Origin of the sequence: Sphingomonas endolithica (assembly GCF_025231525.1) — a bacterium.
In the GTDB taxonomy this organism is placed as follows: Bacteria; Pseudomonadota; Alphaproteobacteria; order Sphingomonadales; family Sphingomonadaceae; genus Sphingomonas; species Sphingomonas endolithica.
This window is the reverse complement of sequence record NZ_CP103057.1, coordinates 3,465,169-3,477,039: the sequence shown is the minus strand read 5'-3', so window position 1 is coordinate 3,477,039 and position 11,871 is coordinate 3,465,169. Positions and strand designations below refer to the sequence as shown.

The following is an 11,871-nucleotide window of genomic DNA, read 5'->3' as shown; positions in this document are numbered from 1 at the left end:
CGTCCGGCCCATGAAAACAGGCCAAAGCAGCATGAAATACGCAACGCCAAGCGCGCCACTCGTCGTGCCCGAAAGCGTCAAGGATCGGATGCGGCTGCTGTATGTCGCCAAGCATGCTTGTTCCAGCGGCCGCGCCGATGTTCAGGACGGCACGCACGCCGTCTACCACGCCGAGGTCCGCGATGTGCTGGAGAGGATCGGCTTCCGGCTGTCGGTCGCGAACGACTATCGCGTGCTGTTCGAACATCCGGAGGTCGATTTCGTGTTTCCGCTGCTCAACCGCGGCGGATTCCTCAATTCCGAGATGATGTTGCCATTGCTCTGTAACCGGCTCGGCCTGCCCTATTTGGGCAGCGGGCCGATCATCCGCGGCGCATCGGACGACAAGCACCTGACCAAGCTGATCGCCCGGTCGCGCGGCATCGCGACGGCGGACTGGGCGGTGTACCGGCGCGGCAACCACGCCGATGCGGCGCGCTGCCCCAAGGCGGACCGCTACGTCATCAAGCCCAACGCCTCCTCCGCCAGTTGGGGCGTGCGCGCGGCCGAAGATTGGGCCGGCGTGCGCAACGCCGTGGCGGCAATCCACGCAGAGGGGCATGACGCGATCGTCGAGCCGTTCATCACCGGCCACGATATCGAAGTGTCGATCATCACCATGCATGGCCGACCGGTTATCCTGCCGACGATGATCGTCGAGCAGCACGACCCTGCCGACCTGCGCAGCTATGACGAGAAGCGCGATCTCGACGGTGGGGTGAAGACCTATGCGATCAAGCCGTTCCACGATGCCGAGCGGCTGGGCGCGATCCATGCCGCGGCGCTAAATCTGATGGAGGAGTTCGCACCGTTCGATTACGGCCGGTTCGAATGCCGGCTGGATATCGAGACCGGTGAGTTCCAGTTCCTCGAAGTCAATCTCAACTGCAATCTCTGGTCGCGCAAGACGATCAGCCTGGCAGCACGGCTCGCCGGCTGGACGCACGAACAGCTGATCGAGACGATCCTGTGCGAAAGCCTGCGCCGCAACGGCGTGATCGACCAATTCTCCGGCTATCGCCACGGCCACGTATTGGCAGCACAGATCGAGCCGCTCGCGGCCGCACTCTGATGCACCAGGGCAAGACGACCGCCATCGTGATGGCGGGTCGGCGGGCAGGCCATGTCGATCCGCTCGCCGCGGCGGCGGGGCTGGACGACAAGTGCGTCGTCCCGGTCGCGGGGCGGCCGATGATCGGTCATGTCCTCGCCGCACTCGGCCGCACGCCTGAAATCGGACAGATCATCGTCTCGCTCAACGATCCCGCGACGGTGGACGACGTGCCGGAAGTGCAAGACCTGCGCGCGCAGGGGCGGCTGATCGTGACCTCCGCACAGGCAAACCTCGTCGACAGCCTGCTCATGGCGGTGCGCGAAGCGTCGTTTCCGGTGTTGATCACCACGGCCGATAACGTGCTGCTCACGCCCGAGACGGCGAGCGCGTTCCTGACCGGCGCCAGCACCGCTGGTGCCGACGTGGCGGTGGCCTTCGCTCGCCGCCAAGCCGTGCTCGATGCCCATCCCGAGGGCCAGCGCCGCTTCTACCGCTTCGCCGACGACGCCTATTCCAACTGCAACAGCTATTGGCTGGGTACGGCCGATGCGCTGCGGGTAGCGGAGACGTTCCGCAGCGGCGGCCAGTTCGCCAAGCATCCCTTGCGCATCGTCCAGGCCTTCGGGCTGCTCAACCTGATCCGCTTTCGCTATGGCATCGGCACACTGGAGGGCGCGTTCCGCCGCTTCTCGCGCCGCTTCAGGCTCGCCATCCATCCGGTCATCCTGGGCGACGGCGCGGCGGCGATCGACGTCGACAACGCCCGCACGCTCGCTGTGGCCGAAACGATCTTCGCCGCTCGCGGTGCCGGACTCGATGCACCTGCGGCAACCCGCTCGCTACTCGACGTAGCGAATTAACGTCGCCCTCCGCTCACGCCGCCATGTTGGTCTGCCCGGCGGCATGCACCTGATCACGGCCCTTGCGCTTGGCGATGTACAAAGCAGCGTCCGCCGCCGGCAGTAGTTCGTGCGTGTGCTCGACCGTCGAGCAGCCGAAGCTTGCGGTGATGCCGAGCTTGCCGAAGGGCGTGTCGACCCGCATCTTCGCGATCAGCCCGCGCAGGGTCTCGGCCATTTCCACGGCGCCCGCCAGATCGGTTGCGGGCAGGATCACCGCGAACTCCTCGCCCCCCAGACGCGCAAGAAGATCGGCCGGCCGTAGCGCGCCCGCGATCGTTTCCGCAAAACACCGGAGGACAACGTCGCCGATGGGGTGGCCGTAAACATCGTTGACACGTTTGAAGTGGTCGACATCGATCATGATCAGCGACAGCGGCGTGCCGTTTTCGTGCCAGCCATGCTGTTCCCGCTCCAGCACCTGCTGGAACCGTGCGCGGTTGGCGGCGCCGGTCAGATGATCGCGGGTGAGCAGGCGGCGCAGATCGTCCACGTCGCGCGATTGCCGCCGCACGTCGCGCAGGACGAGGGTGTAGCCGATAAGTTCACTATCATCGCGCATACGCGCTGCGAGCAGGCGCTGCGACCAATAGCGCGAGCCGTCGCTGCGATAGTGCCAGCCCTCCTCCAGGTGCCAGCCGTCGCGCTTGGCGATGCGCAATTGCTCGCCCATCGCCAGGCCGCCTTCTGCTGGCACCGGCGGGAAGATCTCGGCCAGGGTCTGGCCGATCACGGCGCTCGGCACACTGCCGGTCTGCCGCTCCCAAGAAGCGTTCACCGAATCCACCGCACCACTGGAGGTGACGGACAACACGGCATAGCCCTTCACGTCGTTCAGCAGCGACGCGAACCAGGTCTCGGCCTGCTTCAGCCGCCGTTCCTGCGCCACCTGCGTGGTGACGTCGGAGATGCAGGCGATGGCACGGGCCGGATCTAGCTTGACGATCGTGCAGGCCAGCACTTTCGAATCGTCGCGGTCGTTCTGACGATCGAGATCGACGATGATCCGCTGGCCCTCGCAGACCGTGCCGCGCGGGGCATCGAAGCGCTCGAGCATGTTGCGCATCTCGGGCGCATAGCTGTCGAGCATGGCGAACAGATTGCTCGCACCATGGCCGCCGGCGAGCGGCAGCAGATGCTTCATCGCGTGCGGATTGATCATCGCGATCTCGCCCGCCATTTCGAACTCCACAAGGCCGACCGGCGCTGCGTAGAGGAATTCGAGCAGCCGTTCTTCCTCGCTGACAGCCTGCGTCATGATGCTCAGCGTTCGATCAGGATGAAGCGCAGCGGCGCAGCGGCAGTGGCGAGCAGACGAAGTTGCACAGGCGTCGGGCGCATGCGCAACGTCAGCACGAACGGTACGATCGCATCCAGTTCGGGCTCATCCTCGAAGCGCTGCGCCACCATGAAATTGTTCATGCATTGCGCGACATTGTCGAAAAAGGCGGTGCCGAGCACCTTGTCGGGGCTCAGCCCGGCCATCTGCGACTCGGTGCGATTGTAGATCTGCGTGACGGTCGCATGGTCGATGCCGATCACGCCAAATGGCAGGGCGTCACGGTCCTCGTCCGACATGGCCAGGAGCTGCGTTACTTGAACGCGATCGAACGATGAATCACTGTTAGTAGACAAGGACTGTCTCCGGGGTTGAGCGCCCGGCATACAGGGACACGATTAACTAACTGTTCGACGTCCGTTTTTCTCCATCGGATCGCAAGGCGATGGCGCGATGAATCTGCGCGACGACCGCCGCCCCCTCGCCCACGGCGGCGGCCACGCGCTTGGTGGAGCCCGCGCGCACGTCGCCGATCGCGAACACGCCCGGCACGCTGGTCTCCAGCGGCAGCGCCCCTGCGCCGGTGACCAGAAAGCCCTTGTCGTCGGTGTCGGCGCAGCCCTGCAGCCAGTCCGCATTGGGATCGGCACCGATGAACAGGAACAGGTGCCGGAGCGAACAATCGCTGGTCGTACCGTCGCTCTGGCGGAACGTGGCACCGGTCAACCCGCCGGGCCGATCGCCCTGCAGGCCGACGACCTCGGTGCCGACATGCAGTTCGACATTGGGCAGCGCCGCGATCCGATCGATCAGATACCGCGACATGGTCAGTTCCAGATCGCGGCGGACGACGAGGTGGAGGCGGCGGACCTGCGGCGCGAGGAACACCACCGCCTGGCCGGCCGAATTGCCGCCACCGACCAAGGCGACATCCTCGCCGGCGCACAGCTTCGCCTCGATGGGAGAGGCCCAATAGGAAATCCCCGCGCCTTCGAACGTGGCGAGATCGGCGATCGCCGGCCGGCGGTACCGTGCGCCCGAGGCGACGATCACCGCCCGGGCGCGGATCTGGCGATCGCCCGACAGATCGAGTCCGAGCGGTTTGTCTGCGTCCTGTTCGTTCGGACAATCGAGACCGAGCACCTTGAGCGGCACGGCGATCTCCGCGCCGAACTTCAGCGCCTGATTGAACGCGCGTCCGGCCAGCGCCTGGCCCGAAATGCCGGTCGGAAAGCCGAGATAATTCTCGATCCGGCTGGATGCCCCCGCCTGCCCGCCGATCGCGCGTTCGTCGAGGACGATCGCCGACAGCCCCTCCGACGCGGCATAGACCGCCGCCGCCAGCCCGGCGGGCCCGGCACCGACGATCGCCACGTCGTAGACGATCTTCGGATCAAGCTCGGGCGTCATGCCGAGACAGGCGGCAAGCTCCGCTTCGCTCGGCTTCTTCAGCAACGTGCCGTTGGGGCAGACGACCAGCGGCAATTCGTCCGGCAACACACCGATCCGCTCGACCAAAGCATGGCCTTCGGCGTCGGACACAGCATCCAGCACCATGTTGGGATAGCCGCTGCGCGTCAGGAAGCCCTGCAGCCGGACGATATCGGGGCTGCCAGGCGTACCGATGAGGATCGTACCCGCGCCGCCTTCCTCGATCAGCCCGACGCGGCGCAGGATCAGCGCGCGCATCACCGTTTCGCCGAGATCGGCCGACCCGACCATCAGCGCGCGCAGGTGCGCGGCATCGAACGGCAAAGCGAGGCAGCCGTCCGGCCCGGCGCGGCCGGCGGCGATGGAGGCGCGGCCGGCCAATTGGTTGACCTCTCCGGTGAATTGGCCGGCACCGTGCGAGGTGATCGGCGCCTCCTGACTGAGCCCGTCGCGGCGCACCACGTCGATGCTCCCCTCCAGCACCAGCCAGGACGGGGCGTCGCGCTCGCCAATCTCGTACACGATCTCAGCCGGGCCGAAACGCCGCGCCGGGCCGCTGGCGAAACGCTTGGCGGTTTCCAATTGTGTCGCATCGAGCACCGGAAACATCTGGTGCTCGCGGGTGGCGATGGTGCTCATCGATGGAGGTCCTGCAGCATTGTCGGGATCAGTTCGGAAACGGTGGGGTGGATCGGCACCGCCCAGCGCAACGTGTCGATCGGCTGATCGGCGTTCATCATGTCGAGGATGCCGTGGATCGCCTCGTCGCCACCGGTGCCGAGAATCGCCGCGCCGAGGATGCGTTTACTTTCGGCATCCGCGACGATCTTCATGAAGCCCTTGGTCTCGCCTTTCTCCACCGCGCGCCCCACGCGCGTCATCGGCCGGGTGGTGACCAGCACCGCGCGTCCGCTGGCGCGCGCCGCCGCCTCCGTCAGGCCGACCCGGCCAAGCGGCGGATCGGTGTAGAGCGCGTAGCCGGGGATGCGCTGCGCGAGCGTACGATGATCGCCGTCGAGCAGGTTGGCGGCGACAATCTCGAAATCATTATAAGCGGTGTGCGTGAAAGCGCCGCGCCCGTTGCAATCGCCCAGCGCCCAGATGCCGGGGACGTTGGTGGCGAGCGTCTCGTCGACAATGATGTAGCCGCGGTCGTCGGTTTCCACGCCGGCGATTTCGAGGCCGAGGTCGTCGGTGTTGGGGTGGCGTCCGACGGCGAGCAGTACGTGGCTGCCGACGACGACCGGGTCGCCCGAGCTACACTGGACCGACACCGACACGCCTTGCTCATGCGGCGCAAAGCCGATGCAATCGGCACCGGTGCGCACGACGATGCCTTCGTCCTCCAGGATCGTGCGGACCGCCGCGGACACATCCTCATCCTCATGCGCGATCAGGCGGTCGCCGCGTTCGACCACGGTGACAGCGGCGCCCAAGCGACGAAAGATCTGCGCGAATTCCAGCCCGACATAGCTGCCGCCGACCACCACGAGGTGCGCGGGCACGGTGTCGAGCGTGACCATGTCGGTATTGTCGAGATGCGGGACGTCGCCGACACCCGGCATGTCCGGCACCAATGCCCGCCCGCCGACGTTGAGGAAGATCCGCGGCGCGGTGAGTTCCTCGCCATCGACCGCAATCGTCTGCGGCGCGGTGAAGCGCGCATGACCACGCAGGAAGGTGAGCCGCGCCATCGTCTCCAATGCCTGTTCGCCACCGCTGCGGGATGCGGCCACCACGGACTGCACGCGGGCGACGACCGCCTTCATGTCGACGCCGACGGCGCCGGTGGCGATGCCATAGTCCCCCGCCCGGCGCGCGAGATGCGCGGCATAGGCGCTCGCCACCAACGTCTTGGTCGGGGTGCAGCCGGTATTGACGCACGTGCCGCCGACCAGCTTGCGCTCGACCAGCGCGACATGCATGCCCGCGGCGGTCAGCCGTGCGGCAAGCGGCGGCCCGGCCTGCCCCGCGCCGACAATGATCGCATCGAACGTGCGCGTCACAGGGCGAGGACGACGGCGATTGCGGCAAGGATCGCGACGGCATCCTCGATCAAGGCGGCCGGACGGTCCCGGCCGAACATCGCCGCCAGCCGGGCGCGTATGGCGGCACCACCCAGCGTGCCGATCACCGCCCCGACCAGCCCGAGCAGCAATCCGGTGAGCAAGGCACCGGCACCAATGCCGATTGCCGCCCCCGACACCCCGCCGGTCAGCAATCGCGCGCCGAACTGCACCGGCACCTTGCGGCTGGGCGTCGCGGGCAGTTGGTCGGTGATCAGTTCACCGATCGCCAGCAGCGACAGGATATAGGGCGTAAAGCGATAGCCGAGAAAGGCGAGCCAGCTGCCATCCAGCCCGAGCCGGCCGCTCGCGGCGGCCCAGGCGACGGCAGCGGGCGCCATCATCGCTCGCAATCCGGCGACGATGCCAAGGACAAGCGCTAGGACAAGCATGGCGAACTCCTGTGCGGACGCCGGCAATCTCTCATGACGTGGGGCGATGGTCAATCGGCCGGGCGGCCTTGCCCGCCGCCGGCAAAGGCGACACAGCGCCGGACGCCACCGCACTGGAACACCGACATGCGCCTGATCGTCCATTGCGGCCTGCACAAGACGGCCTCGACCTATCTGCAGCATCTGCTGCACGATCATCGCACCGTATTGGAGCAGCGCGGGGTGCTGTATCAGGAGGATGCCGAATTCTTCGCGCATCACCGCATCGCCTGGGCCCTGTTGCGTGGCGATGCATCCTTGCTCGACGCGATGCTGGCCGATGCCGTGGCGCGGGGATGCCATGATGCGATCCTGTCGTCCGAGGATCTGGAGGGCGCGCTGTTCCGGCCCGAAGCGGCGACCGCGATCGCGGCCAGCGCCGCCCGCGCCGGCGTGACGGTCGAATGGCACATCGTGCTGCGCGACCCGGCCGATTATTTCGCCAGCCTGTTCGCGCAGCTGCAATGGCACGTCTATGCCGATGCGCTGACGATGTTCGCCGAGGTGATGAACAAAGGCGGGCTGTACATGCACGATCCGGCGCCGAACTGGGGCGGCACGCCATATTGGTTCTACTGCTTCGATCACGCAACCTGGCTGGGGGCGTTTGCCCAAGCGGGCCACGTGCCGCTGGTGCATGATTATGCCGATCGCCTGCCCTTTCCTGGCTGGCGGCTGCTCGAACGGCTCGGCGTGCTGGACGTGATCGAGCGCCTGCCGGATGCGATGGGGCAGAACCGGCGGCATGGCGACGACGACGTGCGGAACGGCTATCGCGCGCGAATCGCCGAAGCGGGCGGCGCGACCTTGCTGCCGCACGTCGACGAAGCGGTCGCGGCCAGCATGGCCGCGGTGCCGGAATGCGCGCGGCTGATCGGGGAGCGCTTTGGCCCGGCATATCGCGAGGCGATTGCGCGGTTCGGCGCCTGGTAGCGCCCGTCAGTCTTCCAGCAGGCGGGCGAACTCGGCGGCGGTGGTGGTCATGTAGGAATGGGGTGCGACCGTGCCTGCCGCATTGGCCTCGGCCAGCCGTTCGCAGAACGCGGCCGGATCGGTGAAGTCGAATGCGTACAGGACGGTCGGCGGATAATCCCACCAGCGGCTGGCGAGCAATGCCGCGCAGACCGGTTCGGCAAAGCGCAGGCGAATGGGCTTGGCCGGCACGCCGCCGACGATCGTGTACGGCGCAACGTCCTTGGTGACGACCGCGCCGGCGGCAATCACCGCGCCGTGGCCGATCGTCACGCCGCGCGCGATCTGCACCCGGCGGCCGATCCACACGTCATGGCCGATCACCACCGGGCCGCCGAAGCGATCGGGGAACTCGGCCGGCGGCGGGAAGCCGCCGCCGAAATCGAGATGCGCGGCGGCAAGGCCGGGATAGTTGAAATCATAGGTGATCATCGACTGCGTCACCCATTCGCTCGGGTGCCGCTCGCCGAAGAACTCGACCCCGCTGGCGATCGAGCAATAGCGGCCGACCTTCACCCGGCCGAAATATTCCGAGGATTCGGCGTAGGAGAAGGCACCGATATCGTAGAATTCGGCCTGGGCGGGGAAGCTGCAATAAGCTTCCACCGCCACATGCTTGGGAAAGATGATGTGGTCGAACGGGCGCTGCCCGGCCGGGCGGATGCCGATCCGCCGGTCGTGCAGCACCGCCTCGACGCGCGGGCTCAGTCGCCAGCCGGTCGACTGGTCGTTATCCCAAAGCGGCTGCTCCATGCCGCGTCAGAGCGCTTCGGGCTTGGCGGGGCCGGCATGGATGAACTTGTGCAGCTTGATCGCCGGGAACACGCGGCGCACGCGCGGCGTGCCGGTGTTGAAGTGATCGACCAGCTCGCGCCATTCCGCGGCCTTGAAGTGGCCGTTCGATTCGGCATCGCTCATCACCAGCGCGCTGCGCGCGCGGAACAGCAACTCCGCGCTCGCCTCGGCGATGATGCCGTCCTGCTTGCTGATTTGGTGCGTGCCCTTCAGCCACGGATTGAGCCGCATCAGGAAGTCGTGCGAATACAGGCCGAGCAGGCAGCGCGCGAGCGGCGATGCCGGCAGGTGATCCCAGTCGAAATGCCGGTTGAAGCTCTCGATGCTGCGGCGGAAGCCGGGGAAGATCACGTTGGTGTCGTGCATCAGGAAGGCGTAGCCGAACTTCCAACGCAGCGGCGCCTCGTAGAGCGCGCTCCATTCCCACCCGTCATGCACGCTGAAGGCATGGTCCACGCCATCGATCGTGCGCAGCTCGTCCCGCTCGCAGCCGTTGACGACGATCTTGATGCGCTCGGCGGGGATGCCCTCGGCGCGCAACTGCACGAGCAGGTCGGGCACTGTCTTGTCGTAGAAGCGCAGGCACGAGGCGACGAGGTAGATGACGTCGTCGGCGGGCACGGGCGGGCCATGGGGGATCAGGCACAGCCGCTGCGCCGCCTGGCTTTCCTCGGGTTCGTCGCAGAAGAAGCCGACCGGCACGTCGCCCATCGACTGCGTCCAGGTCGAGCTCGGGATATAGCCGTTGCCGCCGGAGATGAAGGCAAAGGCGCGGTCCGCCGGCACTTCGCCATGTTCGTACGCGCTCCAGCTGCCCTCGTTGGGATGGCCGTGGCCGGAGATGCGGCCGTCGGGCTGCAGCGTCAGATTGGCGACCGGCTCGACCATGAAGCCGTTGCGCAAGGATTTGATGCGCCCGAACAGCTGCGGCTTGCCGATCACGCGCGCCATGTCGATGCCGTCCGTGACCTCCGGTGCGACGCGGCGCGGCGATGCAGCGCTCGGCGGATCGAGGCGGTCTTCGAACGTGGGGGCAGCGCCCCGATCAGCATCAAGCTTCAAGGAAGTGCCTCATTTTTTTGACGTTTAGATAAGAATCGGGGGCGAACGCAAAGCCGTTCGTTCCCCTACAGGCGCGCGGCGGCCTGACAAGCGGATTCACGGCCAATGGCAGCAGCTCGCCGGACCGGATCGATGCCGCGCGGTGGAACGGGCGACCGCGGCAGCGGTTGAGCGGGTGCCTGCTTATGGGCCGATCAGCGAAATGGAATTGCGTTTGGACGATCAGGGACGCAGCGCCGTCAGCCCGTGGCAGATGCCCTTCCCGGCGTGGATCGCGGTGGCCAAGCGGACCTGGGCGGAGACCAGCCGCGACAATATCGGCCTGATCGCGGCCGGCGTGGCCTTTTACGGCTTCCTGGCGCTCGTGCCGCTGCTCGGCGCGATCGTACTGCTGTACGGCCTGGCCGCGGAACCGGCGACGGTGATGCGCGACATGACGCAATTGACAGCGGTGATGCCGCAGGACATCGCCAAGCTGGTCGGCGAACAGTTGATGAACGTGGTGAAGACCTCCGACGGCAAGAAGGGCCTGGGGCTGCTGCTGGCGCTGGCGCTGGCGTTGTTTGGCGCGCGCAATGGTGCCGGCGCCGTGATCACCGCGCTGAACGTCGTCTATGAAGAGGAGGAGAAGCGCAACTTCATCCGCGTCAACCTGCTGGCGCTCGGCATCACCGCCGCCGGGGTGGTGGTGGCGATCATCGCCCTGGTCGCGGTGGCGGCACTCGGGCATCTCGAGACGTTGTTCCCGAACGCACCAGGCATCGTCGTCGCGGCGGGCAAAATCGCCGCTTATGTGCTGATGACGCTGGCCGGTGCCGGGGCGGCGGCGACATTGTACCGCTACGGCCCGTCGCGCCGGCACGCGCGCTGGGTATGGCTGACGCCCGGATCCCTGTTCGCGGCGTTGATGTGGCTGGCGCTGACGATCGGCTTTGGCATCTACGTCGCCAATTTCGGCAATTACAACGCGACCTACGGCTCGCTGGGCGCGGTCGTCGTGACGCTCACCTGGCTGTATCTCTCGAGCTATATCCTGCTGTTTGGGGCGGAGCTCAATTCGGAACTGGAGCACCAGACCGCGCGCGACACCACCAAGGCGTCGGCACCGCTCGGCGCGCGCGGTGCCTGGGTCGCTGACCATGTCGCGGGCGACGCTAGCGCGCCGGTGCCGGCACCTGTGACTCCGACACCAGCCGCGCCACCGACACCAACGCCCCCCCGGCCCGTCCAGTCCACGCTGAAGACGCTCGCGACCAGCCGCATCAGCGCACGTGGCGCCACCATTGCCGGCCTGCCCAAGATCGGCTGGTCGGCAACGATCGCCGCCACCCTGGGCCTGTCGCTACTCCGCCGCGGCCGCGCTCTGCCGGGTGCGGCGTTGCTGGGAGCGGCCGGGGCTGCGGCATGGTTGACGCGCCAGCGGGAGCAGCAGGGTAACGGGCCGCTGGACTGAGATCGTAGAGACCATCTAGCTGCAATCCATATATCGTTTATGCTGGATATATGAATAGTGATTCGGCAATTGGCGCTTTGGCAGCGCTTGCACAAGGCACCCGCCTTGACGTGTTCCGCCTGCTGGTACGACACGAGCCGGCCGGCCTGGCGGCGGGGGAGATCGCGCGCCACCTCGATGTGCCGCAGAATACCATGTCGGCGCATCTCGGCATCCTGGCACGCGCCGGCATCGTGCGATCCGAGCGGCATAGCAGGTCGATCATCTACCGCGCCGACCTTGATGGCCTGCGGGCGCTGACGCTGTTCCTGGTCAAGGACTGCTGCGCCGGCGCGCCGGAATTGTGCGTGCCGCTTCTCGCCGAACTCACCCCCTGCTGCTGAAAGGACG

12 protein-coding genes are annotated in these 11,871 nt (G+C 66.8%); 5 read left to right on the top strand and 7 right to left on the bottom strand.

The window, feature by feature from the left end:
• Positions 1–31 precede the first annotated feature (31 nt).
• Together NV382_RS16345 and NV382_RS16340 are read left to right on the top strand one after the other, a co-directional pair.
• Positions 32–1,111, top strand: a complete 1,080-nt coding sequence (locus tag NV382_RS16345; RefSeq protein ID WP_260597767.1) for a D-alanine--D-alanine ligase family protein — start codon at positions 32–34, stop codon at positions 1,109–1,111.
• The gene (locus NV382_RS16340; RefSeq protein ID WP_260597766.1) at positions 1,111–1,953 is read left to right on the top strand and encodes an NTP transferase domain-containing protein; all 843 of its coding nucleotides are present in this window, start codon (positions 1,111–1,113) and stop codon (positions 1,951–1,953) included. Before NV382_RS16345 ends, NV382_RS16340 begins: the two co-directional genes overlap by 1 nt.
• A 13-nt stretch (positions 1,954–1,966) precedes the next feature.
• On the opposite strand, the gene NV382_RS16335 is transcribed toward NV382_RS16340, so the two are convergent.
• From NV382_RS16335 to NV382_RS16315, 5 genes are all read right to left on the bottom strand, one after another.
• Entirely contained in the window at positions 1,967–3,250 is a 1,284-nt protein-coding gene (locus NV382_RS16335; RefSeq protein WP_260597765.1) for a sensor domain-containing diguanylate cyclase, read from the bottom strand.
• A 5-nt stretch (positions 3,251–3,255) separates the two neighbouring features.
• Positions 3,256–3,570 (bottom strand): phosphonate transporter, encoded by a 315-nt coding sequence (locus NV382_RS16330; protein WP_260597764.1) that lies wholly within the window; start codon positions 3,568–3,570, stop codon positions 3,256–3,258.
• Between the two features lie 103 nt (positions 3,571–3,673).
• Positions 3,674–5,341, bottom strand: a complete 1,668-nt coding sequence (locus NV382_RS16325) for an FAD-dependent oxidoreductase (protein WP_260597763.1) — start codon at positions 5,339–5,341, stop codon at positions 3,674–3,676.
• Positions 5,338–6,708 (bottom strand): FAD-containing oxidoreductase, encoded by a 1,371-nt coding sequence (locus tag NV382_RS16320; protein ID WP_260597762.1) that lies wholly within the window; start codon positions 6,706–6,708, stop codon positions 5,338–5,340. The genes NV382_RS16325 and NV382_RS16320 overlap by 4 nt, the downstream gene beginning before the upstream one ends.
• Entirely contained in the window at positions 6,705–7,160 is a 456-nt protein-coding gene (locus tag NV382_RS16315; protein ID WP_260597761.1) for a DUF4126 domain-containing protein, read from the bottom strand. The genes NV382_RS16320 and NV382_RS16315 overlap by 4 nt, the downstream gene beginning before the upstream one ends.
• 126 nt (positions 7,161–7,286) lie before the next feature.
• Between NV382_RS16315 and NV382_RS16310 the strand changes: the two genes are divergently transcribed.
• A complete protein-coding gene (locus tag NV382_RS16310; RefSeq protein ID WP_260597760.1) occupies positions 7,287–8,132 on the top strand; it encodes a hypothetical protein in 846 nt (281 codons plus the stop codon).
• 6 nt (positions 8,133–8,138) lie between these two features.
• Here NV382_RS16310 and NV382_RS16305 read toward each other — a convergent pair whose 3' ends face one another.
• Positions 8,139–8,924, bottom strand: a complete 786-nt coding sequence (locus tag NV382_RS16305; RefSeq protein ID WP_260597759.1) for a CatB-related O-acetyltransferase — start codon at positions 8,922–8,924, stop codon at positions 8,139–8,141.
• Between the two features lie 6 nt (positions 8,925–8,930).
• Entirely contained in the window at positions 8,931–10,028 is a 1,098-nt protein-coding gene (locus NV382_RS16300; protein ID WP_260597758.1) for a hypothetical protein, read from the bottom strand.
• A gap of 202 nt (positions 10,029–10,230) precedes the next feature.
• Between NV382_RS16300 and NV382_RS16295 the strand changes: the two genes are divergently transcribed.
• Together NV382_RS16295 and NV382_RS16290 are read left to right on the top strand one after the other, a co-directional pair.
• On the top strand, positions 10,231–11,481 hold the full coding sequence (locus tag NV382_RS16295; protein ID WP_260597757.1) for a YihY/virulence factor BrkB family protein: 1,251 nt from the start codon (positions 10,231–10,233) through the stop codon (positions 11,479–11,481).
• A 50-nt stretch (positions 11,482–11,531) separates the two neighbouring features.
• Positions 11,532–11,864 (top strand): ArsR/SmtB family transcription factor, encoded by a 333-nt coding sequence (locus NV382_RS16290; protein ID WP_260597756.1) that lies wholly within the window; start codon positions 11,532–11,534, stop codon positions 11,862–11,864.
• Positions 11,865–11,871 lie beyond the last annotated feature (7 nt).

Bases quoted from the DNA above. Each gene is read 5' to 3' on its own strand.
- NV382_RS16335 (WP_260597765.1), bottom strand. From the start codon at position 3,250: ATGACGCAGGCTGTCAGCGAGGAAGAACGGCTGCTCGAATTCCTCTAC.
- NV382_RS16315 (WP_260597761.1), bottom strand. From the start codon at position 7,160: ATGCTTGTCCTAGCGCTTGTCCTTGGCATCGTCGCCGGATTGCGAGCG.
- NV382_RS16345 (WP_260597767.1), top strand. From the start codon at position 32: ATGAAATACGCAACGCCAAGCGCGCCACTCGTCGTGCCCGAAAGCGTC.
- NV382_RS16310 (WP_260597760.1), top strand. From the start codon at position 7,287: ATGCGCCTGATCGTCCATTGCGGCCTGCACAAGACGGCCTCGACCTAT.
- NV382_RS16295 (WP_260597757.1), top strand. From the start codon at position 10,231: ATGGAATTGCGTTTGGACGATCAGGGACGCAGCGCCGTCAGCCCGTGG.
- NV382_RS16325 (WP_260597763.1), bottom strand. From the start codon at position 5,341: ATGAGCACCATCGCCACCCGCGAGCACCAGATGTTTCCGGTGCTCGAT.
- NV382_RS16305 (WP_260597759.1), bottom strand. From the start codon at position 8,924: ATGGAGCAGCCGCTTTGGGATAACGACCAGTCGACCGGCTGGCGACTG.
- NV382_RS16340 (WP_260597766.1), top strand. From the start codon at position 1,111: ATGCACCAGGGCAAGACGACCGCCATCGTGATGGCGGGTCGGCGGGCA.
- NV382_RS16330 (WP_260597764.1), bottom strand. From the start codon at position 3,570: ATGTCGGACGAGGACCGTGACGCCCTGCCATTTGGCGTGATCGGCATC.
- NV382_RS16290 (WP_260597756.1), top strand. From the start codon at position 11,532: ATGAATAGTGATTCGGCAATTGGCGCTTTGGCAGCGCTTGCACAAGGC.